This is a genomic window from Variovorax sp. MSC1_012 (assembly GCF_023667525.1).
GTDB lineage: Bacteria > Pseudomonadota > Gammaproteobacteria > Burkholderiales > Burkholderiaceae_C > Variovorax > Variovorax beijingensis_B.
In genome coordinates this window covers 546,852-567,557 of sequence record NZ_CM174443.1, presented here as the reverse complement: position 1 = coordinate 567,557, position 20,706 = coordinate 546,852, and the positions used below count along the sequence as shown (strand labels likewise).

The 20,706-nt window shown below is 66.4% G+C and carries 21 protein-coding genes; 14 read left to right on the top strand and 7 right to left on the bottom strand.

The window, feature by feature from the left end:
* Positions 1 to 8 precede the first annotated feature (8 nt).
* From L1081_RS02585 to L1081_RS02570, 4 genes are all read right to left on the bottom strand, one after another.
* Positions 9 to 860, bottom strand: a complete 852-nt coding sequence (locus L1081_RS02585; RefSeq protein ID WP_489415060.1) for an ABC transporter permease subunit — start codon at positions 858 to 860, stop codon at positions 9 to 11.
* 82 nt (positions 861 to 942) lie between these two features.
* Positions 943 to 1,818 (bottom strand): carbohydrate ABC transporter permease, encoded by an 876-nt coding sequence (locus L1081_RS02580; protein ID WP_319427013.1) that lies wholly within the window; start codon positions 1,816 to 1,818, stop codon positions 943 to 945.
* 36 nt (positions 1,819 to 1,854) lie between these two features.
* On the bottom strand, positions 1,855 to 3,240 hold the full coding sequence (locus L1081_RS02575; protein WP_489415059.1) for an extracellular solute-binding protein: 1,386 nt from the start codon (positions 3,238 to 3,240) through the stop codon (positions 1,855 to 1,857).
* 100 nt (positions 3,241 to 3,340) lie between these two features.
* A complete protein-coding gene (locus L1081_RS02570) occupies positions 3,341 to 4,084 on the bottom strand; it encodes a FadR/GntR family transcriptional regulator (RefSeq protein WP_124955915.1) in 744 nt (247 codons plus the stop codon).
* A gap of 151 nt (positions 4,085 to 4,235) precedes the next feature.
* On the opposite strand from L1081_RS02570, the gene L1081_RS02565 reads away from it, so the two are divergent.
* From L1081_RS02565 to L1081_RS02545, 5 genes are all read left to right on the top strand, one after another.
* Positions 4,236 to 5,972 carry a dihydroxy-acid dehydratase gene (locus L1081_RS02565; protein WP_489415058.1) on the top strand — a complete coding sequence of 579 codons (1,737 nt, stop codon included), beginning with the start codon at positions 4,236 to 4,238 and terminating at the stop codon, positions 5,970 to 5,972.
* A 1-nt stretch (position 5,973) separates the two neighbouring features.
* Positions 5,974 to 6,882, top strand: a complete 909-nt coding sequence (locus L1081_RS02560; RefSeq protein WP_489415057.1) for a 2-dehydro-3-deoxygalactonokinase — start codon at positions 5,974 to 5,976, stop codon at positions 6,880 to 6,882.
* Positions 6,879 to 7,520, top strand: a complete 642-nt coding sequence (locus L1081_RS02555; RefSeq protein ID WP_489415056.1) for a 2-dehydro-3-deoxy-6-phosphogalactonate aldolase — start codon at positions 6,879 to 6,881, stop codon at positions 7,518 to 7,520. The genes L1081_RS02560 and L1081_RS02555 overlap by 4 nt, the downstream gene beginning before the upstream one ends.
* A 34-nt stretch (positions 7,521 to 7,554) precedes the next feature.
* Positions 7,555 to 8,292, top strand: coding sequence for an aldolase (locus L1081_RS02550; RefSeq protein WP_062366211.1), 738 nt, complete (start codon positions 7,555 to 7,557; stop codon positions 8,290 to 8,292).
* Positions 8,293 to 8,450: 158 nt separating this feature from the next.
* Positions 8,451 to 8,774: a hypothetical protein gene (locus L1081_RS02545; protein WP_489415055.1), complete on the top strand. Its 324-nt coding sequence runs from the start codon at positions 8,451 to 8,453 to the stop codon at positions 8,772 to 8,774.
* A gap of 65 nt (positions 8,775 to 8,839) precedes the next feature.
* Here the strand turns inward: L1081_RS02545 and L1081_RS02540 are convergent, their stop codons facing one another.
* Genes L1081_RS02540 through L1081_RS02530 form a run of 3 tightly spaced genes read right to left on the bottom strand, consistent with a single transcriptional unit; the run spans position 8,840 to position 11,968 of the window.
* A complete protein-coding gene (locus tag L1081_RS02540) occupies positions 8,840 to 10,246 on the bottom strand; it encodes an MATE family efflux transporter (RefSeq protein ID WP_489415054.1) in 1,407 nt (468 codons plus the stop codon).
* Entirely contained in the window at positions 10,243 to 11,478 is a 1,236-nt protein-coding gene (locus tag L1081_RS02535) for an MFS transporter (RefSeq protein WP_489415053.1), read from the bottom strand. Before L1081_RS02535 ends, L1081_RS02540 begins: the two co-directional genes overlap by 4 nt.
* Positions 11,471 to 11,968, bottom strand: coding sequence for a MarR family transcriptional regulator (locus L1081_RS02530; protein WP_489415052.1), 498 nt, complete (start codon positions 11,966 to 11,968; stop codon positions 11,471 to 11,473). Before L1081_RS02530 ends, L1081_RS02535 begins: the two co-directional genes overlap by 8 nt.
* A gap of 53 nt (positions 11,969 to 12,021) precedes the next feature.
* Between L1081_RS02530 and L1081_RS02525 the strand changes: the two genes are divergently transcribed.
* The 9 genes from L1081_RS02525 (at position 12,022) to L1081_RS02485 (ending at position 20,700) form a co-directional block, all read left to right on the top strand.
* On the top strand, positions 12,022 to 12,570 hold the full coding sequence (locus L1081_RS02525; RefSeq protein ID WP_489415051.1) for a hotdog fold thioesterase: 549 nt from the start codon (positions 12,022 to 12,024) through the stop codon (positions 12,568 to 12,570).
* An 18-nt stretch (positions 12,571 to 12,588) separates the two neighbouring features.
* Positions 12,589 to 13,284, top strand: a complete 696-nt coding sequence (locus L1081_RS02520) for a nitroreductase family protein (RefSeq protein WP_489415050.1) — start codon at positions 12,589 to 12,591, stop codon at positions 13,282 to 13,284.
* 114 nt (positions 13,285 to 13,398) lie between these two features.
* Positions 13,399 to 14,457, top strand: coding sequence for an extracellular solute-binding protein (locus L1081_RS02515; protein ID WP_489415049.1), 1,059 nt, complete (start codon positions 13,399 to 13,401; stop codon positions 14,455 to 14,457).
* A gap of 136 nt (positions 14,458 to 14,593) precedes the next feature.
* Complete coding sequence (locus tag L1081_RS02510) at positions 14,594 to 16,246, top strand: ABC transporter permease subunit (protein WP_489415048.1); 1,653 nt, start codon at positions 14,594 to 14,596, stop codon at positions 16,244 to 16,246.
* Positions 16,243 to 16,926, top strand: a complete 684-nt coding sequence (locus L1081_RS02505; protein ID WP_489415047.1) for an ATP-binding cassette domain-containing protein — start codon at positions 16,243 to 16,245, stop codon at positions 16,924 to 16,926. Before L1081_RS02510 ends, L1081_RS02505 begins: the two co-directional genes overlap by 4 nt.
* A gap of 102 nt (positions 16,927 to 17,028) precedes the next feature.
* A complete protein-coding gene (locus L1081_RS02500; protein WP_489415046.1) occupies positions 17,029 to 17,709 on the top strand; it encodes a glutathione S-transferase N-terminal domain-containing protein in 681 nt (226 codons plus the stop codon).
* A gap of 46 nt (positions 17,710 to 17,755) precedes the next feature.
* Positions 17,756 to 18,196, top strand: a complete 441-nt coding sequence (gene gloA, locus L1081_RS02495) for a lactoylglutathione lyase (RefSeq protein WP_489415045.1) — start codon at positions 17,756 to 17,758, stop codon at positions 18,194 to 18,196.
* A 279-nt stretch (positions 18,197 to 18,475) separates the two neighbouring features.
* Positions 18,476 to 19,642, top strand: coding sequence for a hypothetical protein (locus L1081_RS02490; RefSeq protein ID WP_489415044.1), 1,167 nt, complete (start codon positions 18,476 to 18,478; stop codon positions 19,640 to 19,642).
* Positions 19,639 to 20,700: an acyltransferase family protein gene (locus L1081_RS02485; protein WP_489415043.1), complete on the top strand. Its 1,062-nt coding sequence runs from the start codon at positions 19,639 to 19,641 to the stop codon at positions 20,698 to 20,700. Before L1081_RS02490 ends, L1081_RS02485 begins: the two co-directional genes overlap by 4 nt.
* Positions 20,701 to 20,706: the final 6 nt, after the last annotated feature.

The following is a 20,706-nucleotide window of genomic DNA, read 5'->3' as shown; positions in this document are numbered from 1 at the left end:
GGGTTCGCTCAGCTCTTGACGGCACCAGCGGTGAGTCCGCCCACCATGTAGCGCTTGAAGGCGTAGTAGATCGCCGCGGGCGGCAATGCATAGATGAGGCCGGTGGCCATCAGCAGCTCCCACGGCGAATCGTCGGCCGAAAGGAAGTTGCCGAGCGCCACCGCCAAGGTCACGCTCCGGTCGTTGGACAGCAGCAGGAAGGCGTAGAGGTATTCGTTCCATGCCAGCAGCAGCGAATAGGTGCCCACCGCCACCAGAGACGGCACCATCAGCGGCAGGTACACCAGGCGAAACAGCTGCAGCGGCGAGGCGCCGTCCATGCGCGCGGCCTCGTCGAGTTCGTAGGGCAGCTTGTCGGAAGCCTGCTTGAGCACCCAGATGCAGTACGGCGAGGCGATGGTCACCATGGCAAGGATCAATGCCCACTGGCTGTTGAGCAGCCCGTAGTTGCCCATCGTCTTGTACATGGGCACGGCCAGGAAGGCCGCAGGAATGAAGTACGTGAACAGCGCCAGGTTCATCACCGTGCGCCCGCCGCGCACGCGCAGCCGGCTGATCGCAAAGGCGGCCGTGGTGGCGACGAAGAGCGTCAGCGCCCCTACCGTCAGCGCGATCAGCAGCGAGTTCCCCAGCTGCAGCCAGAAGTGGTCGAGGTAGAAGTGCTTCTGCTGGAACACGATGCGGAAGTTGTCCAGCGTCGGATTCTTGGGCCACAGGTGGCCCGAGGTCGCGGAGTCTTTCGACGAGATCGCGAAGAGCACCATGTGGTAGACCGGGATCAGCGTCCACAGCAGCACCGGAATGCCGATCAGCAGCAGCTTGGCCTCGGTCGCCATGGCCTTGGGGGTCCAGCGTTTCATACCGTCCTCCGACGAGCCGCCTCTAGGAGGGCGGGCGCCCCCTCGGGGGGCAGTGAATACACGAAGTGATGAACGTGGGGGCTCATTTCGAGAGCCTCTTCATCATGAAGTACACGAGCGGCAGCACCAACGGGAGTGCCACCACGATGGAAGCCATCGAGAGATCGACCTGGTCCAGGCGCAGGTAGCGAATGCCGAGCGTGGCCAGCACATGCGTCAGATCTGCAGGTCCGCCACCGGTCAGCAGGTAGACGCTGTTGAAGTCGCCCAGCGTCCAGATCATCGAAAGAATGAGCGACGTGACGTAGAGCGTCTTCAGCGCGGGCCAGCTCACGAAGCGGAACTTCTGCCACGACGAGGCGCCGTCGACCGAAGCGGCTTCATACTGTTCGGTAGGAATGGCCAGCCGCCCCGCCACCAGGATCAGCGTCCAGAACGGCAGCGACTTCCATATGTGCACCACCATCGCCAAGGCCAGTGCCAGCGAAGGATCGTTGAGCCAATTGGGACCATCCGCGCCGGTAAGGCGGAAGATGGTGCTGTTGATCACGCCCCACTCGGGGTTGAGCATGAAGCGGATCGACAGGATGGTGGGAATCGAGGGCATCGCCCACGGCAGGATGAAGATCGCCGAGACGATCTTGATCCACCAGCGCGATGTCACGAAAAAGCCCGAGAGCACCAGGGCCACGAGCATCTTGATGTTGATCGCCACGACCAGGAAGATGGCCGTGTTGATCACCGAGCGAAAGAAGATCGGGTCTTCGACCAGCTTGACGTAGCTTTGCGGATGGCGCGCGAGCCAGAGCCCGTACCCCACCGGATAGAGCACGAACACCACGAACACCAGCAGGTAGGGCACGACCATGACCGCGCCCCAGAACTGCCAGCGCGCGTGCCGCGCCCCGAGATTGACAACAGGCGCCGGGGATGGCGCGGCGGTGGCAGTGGAGCTCATGCGAATCGGCCCGGTGAAGGTGTTTCCAGATGCGGCTTACTGCGCCGCGACCGTCTTGATGCGCGCGATCATCTCGTCGACCGCCTTGTCCACAGGCACCTTGTCGGTGACGACGCGGCTCATGGCCTTGGCCCAGACGTTCTCGTTGTTGAGCACGGTGAACTTGTAGTTCTTGGTGAACTCGAAAGTCACGGTGCCGGCGGCGTACTGGTTGAAGACCGAGAGGCGGTGCGGATCGGCCTTCCAGAAGTCGCGCTGCTGCGCGGCCTTGGTCACCGGGAACCAGCGGCCCAGCGAACCCTCCACGTACGGCGTGAGGTTTTCTTCCTGCAGCAGGAAGGCGACGAACTCCTTGGCGCGCGCCTTGTTCTTGGCGTCCTTGAACACCACGCCGGTCTTCACCGCGGTGCGGTAGACCATCTTGCTGCCGTCAGGCTTGCTCGGGAAACCCGCCGTGCGGATGCGCTCGGTGTAGTTCTTGCGGGCTTCCTCGCGCTGCTCGGGCGTGAGCGACGCGTTGTTCGAATCGTCGAGCCACTTGGCGGCGATGGAGATGGTCGCGTTGTGCGTCATCAGCGTCGTCTTGTTGTGGAACGCGACGTTGTTGTCCGGGTCCTTCCAGCTCGTCGACGAGGGCGGCGTGCAGCCCTTGGTGTAGGGCGTGGTGTAGTCGGTCAGCGCACCGATGAGGCCGGTGCGGACCTTCGGGTCGTCGACCAGCAGCTTGCCGTTGTCGTCCACCAGCTTGACGTTGTGCGCGTCCATGAAAGTCAGGAACGAATAGAACGAGTCGCTCGAATCCACGCCCATGGGCATGCCGATGCCGAAGGTGCGCTTGCCGCTCTTCTGGCGGCTGGCGGTTTGCGCCTTCTCGCACCAGAAGGTCCAGTAGTCCTTCCAGGTGGTGGGAATGTCGCTTTCCTTGAGCCCGGCCTCGGTGAGCATGTCGAGCCAGTACTCGATGTGCATCGTCTGCTGCTTGATCGGGAAGGCGTAGTAGGCCTTGGCCTTGCTCTGCTCGTTGTAGAGATAGGTGGTCTCCAGCGTGTTCGGCGCGAAGCGGTCCTTCATGGGCGTGAGCACGCTGCTGAGGTCTTCGAGCTTGCCGTCGTAGGCCCACTTGCCCGTGACCTGGAAGTCGTACACGTCGGCGTAGGCCACGTCGGGCGGGCTGCCGGAGTCGAGCGCGGACACGGTCTTGGGAATCATGTCCTGGATCGGGTACTGCGACAGCTCGATCTTCACGTTCTTGTTCTTGTCCTCGAACTTCTTGATGGCGGCGAACAACGCATCGTCCTCGGCCTTGTAGAAGCCCTTCACCCACCAGACGGTGAGCTTTTCCTGCGCGGCAGCGGGACCTGCCGCCGCCAACAACCCCAGCGCGAACAACGTCGGCGCTATCAGCGACTTGACGACTTTCATGGTGTCTCCTTCTTTTTTCGGTGGAATGCTCGAACACGAGCGTGGGTGAAAAAATCTGTTGCAACCTGCGCCGGCTCGCACCCGGACCCGGGCTGCCCGGCTAGTTCGCCTTCAGCCGCGGCGGTGGGCGGCTGAGCCGCGGCAGCCGGCGGCGCGAGCCGAGCACGTCTTCGATGTCCTGCCGCGCGCCGTCGATGAGGCGAATGACCGCCTGCTCGGCCTTGGCCGGATCGTGCGCAATCACCGCGTCGAGCACCGCGCGATGCAGCGGCAGTGAAAGCGCGGGACCGTCGGGCTTGCTGGTCGAGATTTCGAAACTGGTGCGAAGCAGTGCGTTGAGCGCCTTGCTCATCTGCGCGAGCATGCGGTTGCGCGCTGCGCTCAAGAGGCCGGTATGAAAGCGCAGGTCGAAGGTGACGTAGTCGCCGCCGTTCTCCACGGCTTCCTTCATGCCGGCGTAGGCGCGTTCTATTTCTTCGATGTCCTGCGGGCTGGCCCGTTCGGCCGCGAGCCGCACGGCCGCCGGCTCGACCACGCGCCGCAGGTCCTGCAGGTCGCGCAGGAACTCGGGCGTGAGCCCGGCACGCGACTGCCAGGTAATGACATCGGGGTCGAACCAGTTCCACTTGTCCTGCGGCAGCACCCGCGTGCCCACCTTTGGGCCCGTCACGATCAGGCCCTTGGCCGCCAGCGACTTGATGGCTTCCCGCACCACGGTGCGGCTCACGCCGAGTTCCTCGCCCAGAATGGGTTCGGCCGGGATCGACGCACCGATCGCATAGCGGCCGGCCACGACAGCTTCGCCGAGCAGCTCGAGCGTGCGACCGTGGATGTTCTTGATCATGTGCGTGATGTGAAATTTGATATGCCGACACTCGAAAACACTAAGGGTCCGGCAGGTTCTTCGCACTTATCATATGATGATTGAAATGATCGATCGGCAGGACAAACCCTGAGGTTTGGGGCCGTAAGCGGTCGTAAACGGAGACAACCCGATGAGCACTTCCCCCAAGAAAAAACCCGAAGACCTGCGCAGCCAGCAATGGTTCGGCCGCAATGACCGCGACGGCTTCATCTACCGAAGCTGGGTCAAGGGCAAGGGCGTGCCGCACGACCAGTTCGATGGGCGTCCCGTCATCGGCATCTGCAACACCTTCAGCGAGCTCACGCCCTGCAACTCGCATTTCCGCACGCTCGCCGAGCAGGTGAAGATCGGCGTCTACGAGGCGGGCGGCTTTCCGCTGGAGTTCCCGGTGATGTCGCTCGGCGAAACGCTGCTGCGCCCCACCGCCATGCTGTACCGCAACCTTGCAAGCATGGACGTGGAAGAGAGCATCCGCGGCAATCCGCTCGACGGCGTGGTGCTGCTCATGGGCTGCGACAAGACCACGCCCGCGCTCATGATGGGTGCGGCCAGCGTCGACCTGCCGACCATCGGCGTCTCCGGCGGTCCGATGCTTTCGGGCAAGTGGCGCGGCCAGGAACTGGGTTCGGGCACCGGCGTGTGGCAGATGAGCGAGCAGGTGCGCGCCGGCACGCTCAAGCTGCAGGAATTTTTCGAGGCCGAGAGCTGCATGCACCGCAGCCACGGCCACTGCATGACCATGGGCACCGCGAGCACCATGGCCTGCATGGTCGAGTCGCTCGGCATCGGCCTGCCCGGCAACGCGGCCTACCCGGCCGTGGATGGCCGGCGCAATGTGCTGGCGCGCATGGCCGGCCGGCGCATCGTCGACATGGTCCATGAAGACCTGAACATGTCGAAGATCCTCACGCGCCAGGCGATCGAGAACGCCATCAAGGTCAATGCGGCCATCGGAGGCTCCACCAACCTCGTCATCCACCTGCTGGCCATCGCGGGGCGCATCGGCGTGGATCTCTCGCTGGACGACTTCGACCGGCTGGCCTCGGACCTGCCCTGCCTGGTCGATCTGCAGCCTTCGGGCCGCTTCCTGATGGAAGACTTCTGCTATGCGGGCGGGCTGCCGGTGGTCATCAAGGAGATCGCGCAGTACCTGCACAAGGACGCCATCACGGCCAACGGCCAGACGCTGTGGGACAACGTGAAGGACGCCGAGAACTACAACCCGCAGGTGATCCGCCCGCTGGCCGAGCCCTTCAAGGACAAGGCCGGCATCTGCGTGCTGCGCGGCAATCTCGCGCCCAATGGCGCCATCATCAAGCCCAGCGCCGCCACGCCCGAGCTGCTGGTGCACAAGGGCCGCGCGGTGGTGTTCGAAAGCGCCGACGACCTGCACAAGCGCATCGACGACGAGAACCTCGACATCGACGAGCACTGCGTCATGGTGCTGAAGAACTGCGGCCCGCGCGGCTATCCGGGCATGGCCGAGTCGGGCAACATGCCGCTGCCGCCCAAGGTGCTGCGCAAGGGCATCACCGACATGGTCCGCATCAGCGACGCGCGCATGAGCGGCACGGCCTACGGCACGGTGGTGCTGCACACGGCGCCCGAGGCGGCCGCGGGCGGACCGCTCGCACTGGTGCAGGACGGCGACATCGTCGAGCTCGACGTGCCCAACCGCAAGCTGCACCTGCATGTGAGCGACGAAGAGCTCGCAAGGCGGCTCGAGAAGTGGGTCGCACCCAAGGCGCCGCTCGACTCGGGCTACTGGAAGCTGTACGTCGACACGGTGCTGCAGGCCGACCAGGGCGCCGACCTGGCCTTCCTGCGTGGTCGCCGCGGGGCCTTCGTGCCGCGCGACAATCACTGACATGACAAGACTGGTCGCCATCGATTGGGGCACGAGTTCACTGCGCGGCGCACTGCTCGATGCCGACGGCAAGGTGCTCGAAGAGCGCAGCGATGCGCGCGGCATCCTGAAGGTGCCGCAAGGCGGGTTTCCCGCGGTTTTTGAAGCGCTGTTCGGCGACTGGATGCGCCTCGACGGCGCGCGCTGCCTGATCTCCGGCATGGCCGGCAGCAAGCAGGGCTGGGTCGAGGCGCCGTATTGCGCCTGCCCCGCCGGCCGCGTCGAAGCAGGCCGCAGGATCATCGACATCGACGTGCGGCCAGGCTCGCGCATCTCCATCGTGCCGGGCCTCAGCGACGAGCATGACGGCGTTCCCGATGTCATGCGCGGCGAAGAAGTGCAGATCTTCGGCGCCATGGCATTGATGGACGTCGACGAGGGCGTCTTCGTGCTGCCGGGCACGCACAACAAGTGGGCCACGGTCAAGAAGGGCCGCGTCACGGGCTTTCGCACCTTCATGACCGGCGAGTTCTATGCGCTGCTGAGCCAGCATTCGATCCTCGCGCGCACGCTCGATGCCGATGCGCCGCTCGACGAAGCCGCTTTCGTACAGGGCGTCACGCGTGCCGACAACGGCCAGGGCCTGCTGCACAACGCCTTCGGTGCTCGCACGCTGGCGCTGTTCGAGCGCATGGCCACGCAGGAACTCTCCAGCTACCTCTCGGGCCTCCTGATTGGCGAGGAACTTCGCACGCAGTCGCTGCAAGGGGCCGGCGAAGTCGTGCTGATCGGATCCTCCGCCCTCACCCAACGCTATGCCCTGGCCCTGCGCGCCACCGGCACCGCCACGCGCACGCTTGGCGCCGAAGCCACCTGGGCCGGGCTGCATGCGCTGTCCGGCTTTCTCGACGCAGACCGGAATCCGCCATGACCACACCGCAAGAAAAATTCGAAGCTGCGATGCACGAGCTGCCGCTGGTCGCCATCCTGCGCGGGCTCACGCCTGCCGAGGCCGCCGACGTGGGCGATGCCATCGTCGAATCGGGCTTCCGGCTGCTCGAGGTGCCGCTCAACTCGCCCAAGCCCTACGCCAGCATCACGCTGATGCGCACGCGCTTTCCGCAGGCCCTGGTGGGCGCCGGCACGGTGCTCGACGTGCAGCAGGTGCGCTATGTGCATGCGGCCGGCGGCGAGCTGGTCGTGTCGCCCAACTGCAATGCCGAGGTGATCGCCGAAGCCGTGCGGCTCGGCATGGTCTGCCTGCCTGGCGTGATGACGCCGACCGAAGCCTTCGGCGCGCTGGCCGCGGGCGCGACCGGGCTCAAGCTGTTTCCGGCCGAGCTCGCGTCGCCCGCGGTGGTGAAGGCGCTGCTCGCGGTGCTGCCCCAGGGCACGCCGCTGATGCCCGTGGGCGGCATCACGCCTGCCAACATGGCCGAATGGCGTGCGGCCGGCGCGGCCGGCTTCGGCATCGGCTCCGCGCTCTACAAGCCGGGCAAGCAGGCTTCGGCCGTGCGCGCCGATGCGCAAAGATTCGTCGCGGCCTTCACGGGCGCGACCGCCATCTGAGAATCTTCTTTCCAACGTCCACGAGGGAGCGTCGATGTCCGCCGATTCAGATTACGCCAGCCCGGCCGTGCGCAAGCTGCGCGAAGACCTTGCGCTCGCGCTGCGCGCAGCCGCCCACCACGGCTTGTCCGAAGGGGTCTGCAACCATTTCAGCGTGCTGCTGCCGGGCGCGCAGGACCGCTACCTGATCAATCCGCGCGGCCTGCACTGGAGCGAGATCGGCGCCGACGACATCGTGCTGATCGACGTGCACGGCGAAGTGCTCGCGGGGCGCCACCGGGTGGAGCCGACGGCTCTCTTCATCCATGGCGCAGTGCACCGCATCACGGGCCACGCGGTCGTGCTGCACTGCCACATGCCCTACGCCACAGCGCTCACGCTCACGGCCGAGCGCGCGCTCGATCCCACGCTGAGCCAGAACGCGATGCGCTACATGAACCGCATCGCCATCGATGCGGTCTACAACGGCCTGGCGCTCGACGATGCCGAAGGCGAGCGCATCGCGCGCGCCATGGCGGGCAAGGACATTGCCTTTCTGGCGAACCACGGCGTGATCGTGGCGGGCGCCTGCATTGCGCATGCCTACGACGATCTCTATTACCTGGAACGCGCGAGCCTGCACCAGGTGATTGCGCAATCGACCGGGCGCCCGCTGGTCCCGGTGGACGCCAAGATGGCCGCGCATGTGGCGGCGCAGATCCAGGGCGAGCGCGAGCAGTCGGACCTGTTCTTCGAGGCGTTGCGGCGGCTGCTGCCTCCGCCACGCGGCTGACGTCCGTTCGGCCGATTCCGGATCGCGAAAGAGCCGCGCAGAATCGCGCAATGGCCGCGCAGCGGCTTACAGCTCTTCATCCGATTTCGCTCCAGCCTTACAAAGCGTTCACATGGAGCCACGACGATAGAGCTTCCAACCACTCCATTGGAGTTGCCATGAAAAAGCTCACATTCGCCATCGGCGCCGCGGCCCTGCTGTCGCTGGCTGCACTCACCGCCCCGGCACAGGCACAGACCGGCGGCCACTTCATCCAGGCCCAGGTCTACGTGGTGCCCGCACCGCCTCCGCCACGCCACCACTACTACGCGCCGCCGCCTCCGCGGCATCACTACTATGGCCCGGGCTACCACCATGGGCATGACCGCTACGAGCGCCGGCATCGTCACTGGGAAGAGCGCCGCTACGGCCGCAGGGACTACGACGGCGACGGCGTGCCCAACCGCTACGACCGCCGGCCCGAGAACCCCTACCGCTACTGATCGGCCGGCCGCCCTGTGCGGCGGCCACTGCCGCCGCACAGGCGGGCGCATCGACCTGAAGCGGTTCAGGCCTGCGCCACGCGCCGCAGCAGGCCGCGGGTCGTGCGCGGCCAGCCCACGCGGCCGAACCAGGCGCCGCCGGCAATCGCCGAGGCGATGACGATGCCGTACACCACCAGCGCCACGCCCTGCGCCGCAAACACGCCCGCCAGTCCGCCGCCCCAGCGCAAGGCCAGCCAGCCGCCCACGCCGGCCACGGCGAGCCGCGCGATGTTGCCGAGCACCGGCCACAGCAGGCGCCCCGCGCCCTGCGAGGCAAAGTACAGCACCAGGCCCACGCCGAAGAAGCCATAGAGCGGCCCCACCACGTGCAGGTACTGCGTCCCGGCCTCGAGCATGGCCGGGTCGCTGCCGAACAGCAGCAGCCACGGTCGCGGGAACAGCGCCGCGGCAAGGCCGACGGCTTCGGCCAGCACGAAGGCGATGGCTGCTCCGGCCCAGGTCGCGCGCAATGCACGCTCGCGCTGGCCCGCGCCCATGCAGGTGCCCACCATCGCGATCAGCGGCGCGCCGAGCCCGAACACGAGCGGGACGAGCAGGTATTCGAGCCGCGCGGCGGTGCCGTAGCCCGCGATCGCGCCGGCGCCGAAGTGGCCCGAGAGCGCCGTGGCGATGCCGATGCTGAGGTTGGTCGCGACGGTCGACACCGCGCCCACCACGCCGACGCGCAGGATGTCGCGGAACAGCGGCCAGCGCAGCTGCAGCGTCGCGAGCACGGGCCGCAGCAGGCTGCGCGGCGAGCGCAGGTACAGCCACAACGCCAGCGTGCCGGCGGCGTAGTAGACCAGCAGCGCGAGCGCACCGCCCGCGATGCCCATGCCGGGGATCGGGCCCCAGCCGAAGATCAAGAGCGGCGACAGCGGCACCAGCATCAGCACGCCGATCACGGTGACGTTGGCCGGCACCGCCATGTTGCCGGTGCCGCGAATCACCGCGGCGAGCGAGTTGAAAAGCCAGACCAGCACGGCGCCTGCGAACACCCAGTTCGAATACACCATGGCCGCATCGAGCGCCGCGCCCGTGCCGCCCATCAGCGTGTAGAGCCAGCGCCCGCCGAGCCACAGGGCGAACGTGAAGGCCACGCCGAAGCCGAGCGCGATGACGATGGCATGCCACACCAGTGCGTCCGCGTCGCCGCGGCGGCGCGCGCCCAGCGCCCGCGCGATGGCCGAGGCGATGCCGCCGCCCATGGCGCCGGCCGAGGTCATCTGCATCAGCATGACGATGGGAAACACCAGTGCCATGCCGGCCAGCGCATCGGTGCCCAGCTTGCCGACGAAGTAGGTTTCGATCAGGCCGGCGGCGGCCTGAGCCACCATCACCAGCACGTTGGGAACGGCCAGGCGCAGCAGGGTCGCCACGATCGGCGCCTCGAGCAGCATGCGCGTGCGCGGATCGAGTCCTCCGCTCATGCGGCCACCAGCTTCGCAGGCGCCAGCCGCGCTTCGCGGATCGGCAGGTGCACCAGCGCGGCGCCCGCGGCGAGTGCGATGTCGATGTACCAGACGATGTCGTAGTTGCCCGTGGCCTGGAAGACGTAGCCGCCCAGGTATGCACCCAGGAAGCCGCCGACCTGGTGCGCCAGCATCACGATGCCGAACAGCATCGCCATGTTGGCCGGCCCGAACATCTTGGCGACCAGGCCGGCGGTCGGCGGCACGGTCGACAGAAAGGTCACGCCCATCACGGCGGCGAACACCAGCATGACCACCGTCGTCTTCGGCGCCAGCAGGAACACCAGCACGGCGATGCCGCGCGTGGCATAGACCAGCGACAGCAGCGACTTCATGCGCCAGCGCCCCACGGCCCAACCCATGGCCAGGCTGCCGACGATGTTGAACAGTCCGATCATCGCGAGCGCCCAGCCGCCGACCTCGGCCGGCAGCCCGCAGGCCGCGACAACGCCGGGCAGGTGCGTGGCGAGGAAGGCGACGTGGAAGCCGCAGACCAGGAAGCCCAGGCTCAGGTAGCGGTAGCTCGGTGTCGCGAGCGCCTGGCCGATGGCCTGGCGCGCACTCAGCGGCTTCGTGCCCGATGCGGCGGCCGAGGCCGCGGCCATTGCGTTCGAGTTGCCCTTGAGCACCCACGCGGCCGGCAGCGCCAGCAGCACCAGCACGCCAAGCCACTGCATCGCGCCGGCCCAGCCTACGGCGGCCGTCAGACCGACGGCGATCGGCGCCATCGCGAACTGTCCGAAGGAGCCGCCAGCGTTGACCAAGCCGGTGGCCAGGCCGCGTTTCTCGGCCGGCACCAGGCGCGTGGTCGCAGCCATCAACACCGAAGGGCCCGCCATGCCGGCACCACCGGCCGCCAGCACGCCGATCGCGAAGATCAGGCCGGCCGTGCTCGTCATCAGCGGCGTGATCAAGGTGCCGATGGCAACCAGCAGCACGCCGAGGAACACCACGCGGCCGGTGCCGATGCGGTCGGCCACCGCGCCCGCGAAGGGCTGCGTGAGCCCCCACCAGAGCTGCCCGAATGCGAACGCCAGGCTGATGCTGCCGATGCCGAGCGCGGTCGAGGTGTTGAGTGCCGAGAGGAACAGCCCCATCGTCTGGCGCACCCCCATCGTGAGTGCGAAGGCGCCCGCGGCCGCCAGCAGCACGAGCCAGAGCGCATGGCGCCGCAGAGCGGTTTCATTCATCGCTGGCTCCCGTTTCGTCTTCCGGCTGCCCATCGCCCAGCCCGGCGCGCTGCAGCAGCTCCAGGCTCTCGTCGAGCAGCGCATGCAGCGCCAGCACGCGCTCGGTGCCGAGGATGTCGTTGAGCGCCAGCTGCGCGTCGTGCCACAGGCGCTGCGCCTCGGCTCGCTTTTCACGGCCTGCGTCGGTGATCGCCAGCATGCGGCTGCGCGCATCGGGCCCCTCCGTCTGCACCAGGAAGCCCGCCGCCAGCAGCGGCTTGAGGTTGCGCGTGAGCGTGGAGGCGTCGACGTTCATCTCGCGCGCCAGGTCGACCGGGCGCAGCGGCCCGAAATGCAGCACGTGTGAGAGCAGCGAATACTGCGTCGTCTTGAGCCCGCTGGGCGCGACATGCGTGTCATAGAAGCGCGAGGCCAGCCTGGAAAGCCGGCGCAGGCGGAAATTGGTACATCCTTGGGGCCTCAGCTGAGGAGGCTTCAGAGCGGTGTTCATGCCGTTCATTGTAGCTACAATGATTGCATATACAACTATCAAGGAGTTTTTTCATGACCGAGCCGCATGCCACCCTCGACGCCTGGATCGCCCAGGAGGCCGAGATCGTCCAGCGCCTGGACGCGGGCCCGGGCCCTGGCTTGGCACGCCCCGAGCAGATTGCCGGCAAGACCGGGCTCGAAATGATGCAAGCGATGCTGCGCGCCGAAATCCCCTTTGCCGCCATCGCCAAGACCCTCGACTTCGTCCTGCTGGAGGTCAGCCCGGGCCGGGCCGTGTTCCAGGGCACGCCGCTCGCGCAGCACATGAACCCGCTGGGCACGGTGCACGGCGGCTGGGTCGCCACGCTGCTGGATTCGGCGCTGGGCTGCTCGGTCCACACCATGATGCCGCCCGGGCGCGCCTACACCACCGCCGAACTCAGCGTGAACTACGTGAAGGGCCTCACGCCCAAGGTGCAGCGGGTGCGCGCCGAGGGCAAGGTGATCCATTGCGGCCGGCAGCTCGCCACCGCAGAGGCGCGGCTCGTGGGACCCGACGGCACGCTGTATGCGCACGCCACCACCACCTGCCTGGTGTTCGAAACCCCCTCGCCGCGCTGATCGATCGGCCCGCAGCCCATGCCCTCCTCCATCCCCCACGACCCCGCGCTCGCGTCGGCCCTCAAGGCCCTGCTCGCCGAGCGGTACAGCTGCCGCGGCTACCTCGCCGAACCCGTCGCGCGCGAGACGATCGATGCCATCCTGCAACTGGCGCAGCGCACCGCCTCGTGGTGCAACTCGCAGCCCTGGCAGGTGATCGTGGCCAGTGCCGCGGCCACCGAACGGCTGCGCCAAGCCTTCGATTCGGACGAGGCCGCGGCCGATGCCGCATTCGACATCGCCCCCCCGGCGGAATATCGCGGTGTCTACCGCGAGCGCCGCCGCGACTGCGGCTTCCAGCTGTATGAAAGCGTGGGCGTGGCGCGCGGCGACCGCGAGGCCTCGCAGCGGCAGGCGCAGGAGAACTTCAGGTTCTTCGGGGCACCGCATGTGGCCCTCGTCACCACCGAGGCGCTGCTCGGCACCTACGGCGCGCTCGACTGCGGCGCCTATGTCAACAACTTCATGCTGGCGGCGCGCAGCCTGGGCGTGGCCAGCATCGCCCAGGCGGCCGTGGCCTCGCGTTCGAAGTTCCTGCATCGCTGGTTCGACATTCCGGACGATCGCCAGGTGGTCTGCGGCATCGCGTTCGGCTACGAGGATCCGTCGCACCCCGCCAACCGGTTCCGCACCTCGCGCGCGCCGCTGGCGCAGGTTTGCCAATGGGTGGATTAGCAATGTAAGTGCAAGGACGTAAAACCGCCCCCAGGGCAGTGATAATGATTCTCATCGTCACCGTCCCGGTTGCGATGACTTTCCACAACACGTCTATGCACCTGGAGGATCCTCATGACCGACCGCCCCGGCGTCCAAGGCCGCGCCGCCCGCGCACTGATCGGCGTCACCGCCGCCTGGCTGGCTGCCGCTGCCCTGCCCGCGCACGCTGCCAACGATGAGCTCACGCTCTACACCACGCGCGAAGCCGCGCTGATCCAGCCCCTGATCTCGGCCTTCAGCGCGCAGAGCAAGATCAAGGTGAACACCGTGTTCGTGAAGGACGGCCTGCTCGAACGGGTCAAGGCCGAAGGCGCGCGCTCGCCGGCCGACGTGCTGATGACGGTGGACATCGGCAACCTGATGGACCTGGTCGACGGCGGCGTGACGCAGCCGGTGAAATCGGCCGCGCTCGAATCGGCCGTGCCCGCCAACCTGCGCGGCACCGACGGCCAGTGGTTCGCACTCTCGCTGCGCGCGCGCGTGCTCTACGCCGACAGGGACCAGCCGATCACCAGCTTCCGCTACGAAGACCTGGCCAACCCCAAGTGGAAGGGCAAGGTCTGCATCCGCGCGGGCCAGCATCCCTACAACACGGCGCTGATCGCGGCCATGATCGCGCACGACGGCGAGGCCAAGACCGAGCAGTGGCTGCGCGGCGTCAAGGCCAACCTGGCCCGCAAGGCCACCGGCGGCGACCGCGACGTGGCGCGCGACATCCTGGGCGGCATCTGCGACATCGGCCTGGCCAACTCCTACTACGTCGGCCAGATGAAGAGCGCCAAGGAAGGCAGCGACGCGCGCAAGTGGGGCGACGCCATCAAGGTAGTGCGCCCGACCTTTGCCGGCGCCAAGGGCGGCACGCACGTCAACATCAGCGGCGCGGCCGTGGCCAAGAATGCGCCGCAGCGCGCCAACGCGGTCAAGCTGCTCGAGTTCCTTGTGTCGGAATCGGCGCAGTCGCTCTACGCGCAGGCCAACTACGAGTATCCGGTGCGCAAGGGCGTGGCGCTCGATCCGATCATCGGAGAGACCATCGGCGAGCTGAAGGTCGATCCGCTGCCGCTCACCGAGATTGCCAAGTACCGCAAGCAGGCCAGCGCCTTGGTCGACAAGGTCGGTTTCGACTTGTAATGTTGCTCGCCCCCAGGCTTCGCGCACTTCGTGTCGCTTCTCCCTCCCCCTACCGGGGGCAACACCAGTGGCCCGGCAGAGCCGGTTCCATGGTGTTTCCCGAAGGAACGGGAGCAATGGAAGGCCTGTGTTTCGCATGAGCTTCGGCGGTTTGCAGGCCGCGGGGCCGATCTGGCGCTGGGCCTCGTTCGGCATCGCCGTCGGCGTGCTCGCGCCGGTGCTCATGCTCGCCTGGCTCGCCTTCGGCTCGGGCGTCGCGCACTGGGGGCCGCTGTTTGCGCACGTGCTGCCGCAGGCCGCGCTCAACACGGCCTTGCTTCTCATGGGCGTGGGCACACTGGTGCTGCTGATCGGCACCGGCTACGCATGGCTCGTGACGGCCTGCGACTTTCCGGGGCGCAGCGTGCTGAACTGGGCGCTGCTGCTGCCGCTCGCAATGCCGACCTACATCGTCGCCTTTGCCTACCTGGACCTGCTGCATCCGATCGGTCCGGTGCAGGGTGCGATCCGCTGGGCACTGGGCTTCGACAGCCCGCGCCAGTTCCGCCTGCCTGACCTGCGCTCGATGCCGGGTGCGATCTTCGTGCTCGGCTTCGTGCTCTACCCCTACGTCTACATGACCGCGCGCGCCATGTTCATGACGCAGCCCGCGCACCTGATGGAAGCAGCGCGCACGCTGGGCGAAAGCCGGCGCGGCGCCTTCTTTCGCGTGGCGCTGCCGCTGGCCCGGCCGGCGCTCGCGGTGGGCCTGAGCCTGGCGCTGCTCGAAACGCTCAACGACATCGGCGCCTCCGAATTCCTGGGCGTGAACACGCTTACGGTGGCGGTCTACACCACCTGGATCACGCGCTCCGACCTGGCCGGTGCGGCGCAGATCGCCTGCGCCATGCTGCTCGTGGTGGTCGCGCTGGTCTGGCTCGAGCGCAACGGGCGCCGGCACCAGCGCTTCGGCTCGGCGCAGCGCATGCGCGCCATGCAGCCGCGGCGCCTGCACGGCGGCGCCGCATGGCTCGCCACCGCCACGGCGTCGTTGCCGGTGCTGATCGGCTTCGTGGCGCCCGCCCTCTATCTGGTCTGGGAAAGCGCCAAGCGGCTGCGCCAGGGCGGCGGCGTGTCGCAAGGCCTGCTGGCAAGCCTCGGCAACACGATCACGCTGGCCGCCGGCGTCACGGTGGCGGCCGTGGCCGCGGGGCTGGTGGTGGCATGGGCCACGCGCAGCCAGGGACCGCGCCCGAACCGCGCACGGTGGCAGGCGCGCGCGGCCACGCTGGGCTATGCGCTGCCCGGCACGGTGCTCGCCATCGGCCTGCTCACACCGGCGCTCGCGTTCGATGCCGCACTGGCCGGCATGCTCGGCCTGCAGGGCCTGCCGCTCATGGGCGCGGGCATCGTGCTGGTGGTGGCCTGCGCGATCCGCTTCCTCGCCATGCCGGTCGGCGGCATCGAGGCCGGGCTCGCCCGCATTCCGCCCGCCATCGAGCAGGCTTCGCGGCTGCTGGGCGAAACCAGCGGCGGCACGCTCAGGCGTGTACACCTGCCGCTGCTGCAGCCCGCCATTGCCACGGGTGCGCTGCTGGTCTTCGTCGATGCAATGAAGGAACTGCCGGCCACGCTGCTGCTGCGGCCGGCCAATTTCGACACGCTGGCCACCTGGCTCTACGCCGAGGCCGCACGCGGCACGTATGAAGAAGGCGCGATCGCGGCGCTCGCCATCGTGGCGGCCGGCCTGCTGCCGGTGATGCTGCTGGCGCGCAACCAACTGGGCACGCCAGCCGCAGAGACACAATGAGTTCCCCCCTTTCCATCGAATCGATCCAGCTCGCCTACGAGACGCCGCGCGGCCTGCATGCCGTAGTCAACGACTTCTCGCTTTCGCTGCGCGCCGGCGAGATTGCCTGCCTGTTCGGCCCCTCGGGCTGCGGCAAGACCACGGTGTTGCGGGCGATCGCGGGCTTCGAGCCGCTGCGCGCCGGCGCCATCCGGCTCGGCGACGTGCTGCTCTCCTCCACCCAGGCGCACCTGCCGCCCGAGCAGCGGCGCGTGGGCATGATGTTCCAGGAGTACGCGCTCTTTCCCCATCTGTCGGCCAGCCGGAACGTGGCCTTCGGCCTGCGCCGCTCGAGCCGTGCGCAGCAGCAGGCGCGCGTGGCCGAGATGCTGGCGCTGGTGGGCCTGGCCGATGCTGGCGAGCGCTTTCCGCATGAGCTCTCGGGCGGCCAGCAGCAGCGCATCGCGCTCGCCCGCGCACTGGCGCCTTCGCCCGAACTGCTGCTGCTCGACGAGCCGTTCTCGAATCTCGACGGCGGCACACGCGAGCGCCTCACGGCCGAGGTGCGCGGCATCCTCCAGCGCGCCGGGCAGACCGCGATCCTGGTCACCCACAACGAGGCCGAGGCCCATGCCATGGCCGACCGCATCGGCGTGATGCACGGCGGCCGCATCACGCACTGGCTGGACACCTCCAAATAGCACAGGGTGCCCGTTCGGCGAATGGGCTTTTCGGGAAAAGGTTGTTCGGGGCCGCAAGAATTGCCGCGGTCCCAACTGCAACTTTTCCGGAGCGCCCACGCCATGTCCAACAAGCCCCTCACCCTCGTCAGCCACCTGCTGTGCCCCTATGTGCAGCGCGCCGCCATCGCGCTGGCCGAAAAGAACGTGCCCTTCGAGCGCGTGGTGATCGACCTTGCGAACAAGCCGGACTGGTTCATTGCCATCTCGCCACTGGGCAAGGTGCCGCTGCTGCGGCTCCAGCGCCCCGACGGCAGCGAGGCGGTGCTGTTCGAAAGCAACGTGATCTGCGAATACCTCGAAGAGACCCAGCCCGGCCCGCGCCTTCATCCCGAAGATCCGCTCACCCGCGCCGAGCATCGCGCGTGGATGGAGTTCGGCTCGGCCATCCTGGGCGACCTGTGGGGCTACGAAACCACGCGTGACGCCGAAGTGTTCGAGCAGAAGCGCCTGGCCCTTGCCGCCAAGTTCGAGCGCGTGGAAGCCGCGCTGGGCACCGGCCCCTACTTTGCAGGCGAAAACTTCAGCCTGGTCGATGCGGTGTTCGCGCCGATCTTTCGCTACTTCGAGGTCTTCGACGAAATCAGCAACTCGCACATCTTCGATGCCCTGCCCAAGGTGAATGCCTGGCGCAAGGCACTGGCGGCGCGGCCGAGCGTGCAGAGCGCGGTGGTGCCGGAGTATCCGCAGCACCTGCGCGAATTCCTGCGCAAGCACGAGGCGCACTTGCTTGCGCTCGCCTAGCGCCGACAATGGAATTCTTCCCCCGCAACAACAGAGATCCCACGAGATGCGACTTCTCCACACCATGCTGCGCGTCGGCAACCTCCAGCGTTCGATCGACTTCTACACCCAGGTCCTTGGCATGAGCCTGCTGCGCACCTCGGAGAACCCCGAGTACAAATACAGCCTCGCCTTCCTCGGCTATGGCGGCGGCAACCCCGGGCAGGCCGAGATCGAGCTCACCTACAACTGGGGCACCGAAAGCTACGAACTCGGCACGGCCTACGGCCACATCGCGCTCGGCGTGCCCGACGCCTACGCGGCCTGCGAAAAGATCAAGGCCGCCGGCGGCAACGTCACGCGCGAAGCCGGCCCCGTGAAAGGCGGCACCACCGTGATCGCCTTCGTGACCGATCCCGACGGCTACAAGATCGAGCTCATCCAGGACAAGGCAAAGGCTTCCGGCGACGGCGGCCCCGCCGGTTCGGACGCCCTGCGCGCGTCCTAGCCAGGCCCACCGCGGCGCCGGCGCCCGGCGCCGCCCCCAGCGCTTCACGGCCGCTGAATTGAGGATACAAATGATCACCTTTTAAAGGCGATCGGCATATTCTTTGCTGGTATTTTCAAGGGGTAGTGCTGATGCAGGACGCATCACATTCTGATACCCGGAATCGCGATCAAAGAGCTTCACAGTTCAGCAAGATCGTCCATTCGGACGCGGCGCCGAATGCTCCTTACTCCTTGAACTATCTTCTACATGGGCGCTTCCTTCCAAGCGGAATGAAAATTGACGATTCTGAGCATACGCGGCAAGCCTATTGATCCGGCCATATCGCTGATCATCTTTTTCTTTTCCGCCTTGATCGTCGGCGTGATTCCGTTTCTCTACCACGACACGGCGGCCCAGAATTTTCCGGATGAAGAAACGCTATTGAGTTTCTTCGGCGCCGATTTGTGCCAGCTCACCTCCACCACGATCGAGGAAAGAAACTCCTACGCCTGCAGCGCATTCCTGCTGGAGTCGGCCGGGCTCAGCGCCAAGACGGCGCCCATTGCCGGCGCGTTTCTGAGCGTCACGCTGACCGTCATACCGATACTCCAATTCAGCAGAATTCCCCTTGGCGTCTTTTTCGTATCGCTCGGATGGGGATTCATCAGGGCCATTTTCCTTTCGGTTCTTTCGAAGGACATGCTGTCGGCCTGCGTGGTTCTGCTCTCGGTCATGGCAGCGCAGCACAGCGGGTTCGGGCTGACGTGGTTCCTGTCGTCGACGATCTACGGCTGGGTGGTCAGAAAGTACTGGCTGCTGGTCAGCGCGGTCTGGCTCGGGCTGCGGCTGATAAGAAAGCAACTCACCGTATTCAGGCTTCTGGTCATCATCGTCGTGGTCTATATCGCGCTCGCGCTGACCTTCCAGATCGCACTCGGCGTCACCCTGGACTTTGCCCGCGCAACGGTCAACGAGAACCGGGAAGTCGGCGCCGAAGGATCGCGGACGGTCATCGAGGCGGTCATCGCTTCCGACAATGCCCTGCTGCAGGCGCTCAACGCCACGATCACGTTCTTCCGCCTGGCTTTTCCGCTCGAGCTTCTGCGCTTCGGGTCGGTCAGCCAATTGGCGTTCATCTCGATCATGCCTTTCACGTTCATATGGATGGTGAAGGTTGTCGTCGAGGGCGCGAAGTCGGGCAACAAGAACCTGATCCAGGCCGGCAAGGTCGCCCTTGCGCCTTTGTCCTTCCTCATCATCGAGGGGGTGTTCGAGCCCGACTTCGGCTCGTTTGCCCGCCACTTCGCCATCGTGAGTCCGCTCGTCTTTTCGGCCATGGCGCTGGCGCAGAAAACCGAGCTGGCCGAAAAAAGGCTGCTGCTGCGGCGCAGGCAGGCTGCCGCCGCAATTTCAAGCAACCCGCTTTTTGTCCGCCCCACCACCCGTCAGGATCGAATTTCGTGAAATCCCAATCCATTGCGGTGAACCAGCCACAGTACGTCGAATCCATTCAGGCCGGCAGAGGCATTGCCGCGCTGCTGGTCGTGATTCATCACGCGGCGCAGAAAGCCCATGCGCTTTCCGGCGGCGCCATTCCGTTGTTCGATTTCGGGATCATCGGGGTCGATATCTTCTTCATGATCAGCGGCTTCATCATCTACTTTGTCACGGCCAACAAGACCATGACCCACGTGGAATTCATGGAGAAGCGGATCATCCGGGTGTTTCCCCTTTATTGGGGGCTGTCCTTGCTGGCCCTGGTGGTCTTCATCCTTGCGCCGAAGCTGATCAACAGCAATGCCCAAGAGCCCACCGATATTGCCGCGTCGTTCTTTTTGTGGCCCACGTCCGCCCCGTACCTGGTCAACAACGGATGGACGCTCACCTACGAAATCATTTTCTACGGCTTGTGGGCGCTGGTCGCGCTGCCGACCGCAAAGCCGAAGAACGCCTATCTCGCGTGCCTGGCATTGGTCGCCGCATCGTTCATTGGATTGCTTTCCGGCCTCGACTACAAGGTCATGAATTTTTCATTGTTCCTGGAGTTCGCATTCGGCGTGGCCATTGGCGTCGCGTTCAAGAAAGGGCTGATCCGGCAGAGCACGCCGGTGTCCATCGTCTTGATGGCCGCCGGGGCTTTTCTTGCGCACCTGGCAATTTCGGAAGGCCTTGGCAGCAGCGAACTCCGGGGATTTGCGCTGGCAATTCCCTCCGCAATGATCTTCTTCGGGTTGATATCGCTCGGATCGTTCTGGGCCAGGCTGCGCGTGATACTGGCCATTGGGGACAGCTCCTACTCGCTGTACCTGTTTCACCCGTTCATCCTGGTGGCCATCCCTCTCACGGTCAAATTGCTCGGCTTCACCTCGGTGCCTCAGATCCTTGCCATTTCCGTTGCGATCTGTATCGCGTCGATCTGGGCTTCGCACATGGTCTACAGGTTCGTGGAATTCCCGCTCACGCAGATGATGCGGGGAATGATCAAGTCCGCGAAATCGTTCAGCGCGGCCAGGGCCAGGTGATTGCGC

Bases quoted from the DNA above. Each gene is read 5' to 3' on its own strand.
- L1081_RS02585 (WP_489415060.1), bottom strand. From the start codon at position 860: ATGAAACGCTGGACCCCCAAGGCCATGGCGACCGAGGCCAAGCTGCTG.
- L1081_RS02580 (WP_319427013.1), bottom strand. From the start codon at position 1,818: ATGAGCTCCACTGCCACCGCCGCGCCATCCCCGGCGCCTGTTGTCAAT.
- L1081_RS02575 (WP_489415059.1), bottom strand. From the start codon at position 3,240: ATGAAAGTCGTCAAGTCGCTGATAGCGCCGACGTTGTTCGCGCTGGGG.
- L1081_RS02570 (WP_124955915.1), bottom strand. From the start codon at position 4,084: ATGATCAAGAACATCCACGGTCGCACGCTCGAGCTGCTCGGCGAAGCT.
- L1081_RS02565 (WP_489415058.1), top strand. From the start codon at position 4,236: ATGAGCACTTCCCCCAAGAAAAAACCCGAAGACCTGCGCAGCCAGCAA.
- L1081_RS02560 (WP_489415057.1), top strand. From the start codon at position 5,974: ATGACAAGACTGGTCGCCATCGATTGGGGCACGAGTTCACTGCGCGGC.
- L1081_RS02555 (WP_489415056.1), top strand. From the start codon at position 6,879: ATGACCACACCGCAAGAAAAATTCGAAGCTGCGATGCACGAGCTGCCG.
- L1081_RS02550 (WP_062366211.1), top strand. From the start codon at position 7,555: ATGTCCGCCGATTCAGATTACGCCAGCCCGGCCGTGCGCAAGCTGCGC.
- L1081_RS02545 (WP_489415055.1), top strand. From the start codon at position 8,451: ATGAAAAAGCTCACATTCGCCATCGGCGCCGCGGCCCTGCTGTCGCTG.
- L1081_RS02540 (WP_489415054.1), bottom strand. From the start codon at position 10,246: ATGAGCGGAGGACTCGATCCGCGCACGCGCATGCTGCTCGAGGCGCCG.
- L1081_RS02535 (WP_489415053.1), bottom strand. From the start codon at position 11,478: ATGAATGAAACCGCTCTGCGGCGCCATGCGCTCTGGCTCGTGCTGCTG.
- L1081_RS02530 (WP_489415052.1), bottom strand. From the start codon at position 11,968: ATGAACACCGCTCTGAAGCCTCCTCAGCTGAGGCCCCAAGGATGTACC.
- L1081_RS02525 (WP_489415051.1), top strand. From the start codon at position 12,022: ATGACCGAGCCGCATGCCACCCTCGACGCCTGGATCGCCCAGGAGGCC.
- L1081_RS02520 (WP_489415050.1), top strand. From the start codon at position 12,589: ATGCCCTCCTCCATCCCCCACGACCCCGCGCTCGCGTCGGCCCTCAAG.
- L1081_RS02515 (WP_489415049.1), top strand. From the start codon at position 13,399: ATGACCGACCGCCCCGGCGTCCAAGGCCGCGCCGCCCGCGCACTGATC.
- L1081_RS02510 (WP_489415048.1), top strand. From the start codon at position 14,594: ATGAGCTTCGGCGGTTTGCAGGCCGCGGGGCCGATCTGGCGCTGGGCC.
- L1081_RS02505 (WP_489415047.1), top strand. From the start codon at position 16,243: ATGAGTTCCCCCCTTTCCATCGAATCGATCCAGCTCGCCTACGAGACG.
- L1081_RS02500 (WP_489415046.1), top strand. From the start codon at position 17,029: ATGTCCAACAAGCCCCTCACCCTCGTCAGCCACCTGCTGTGCCCCTAT.
- gloA (WP_489415045.1), top strand. From the start codon at position 17,756: ATGCGACTTCTCCACACCATGCTGCGCGTCGGCAACCTCCAGCGTTCG.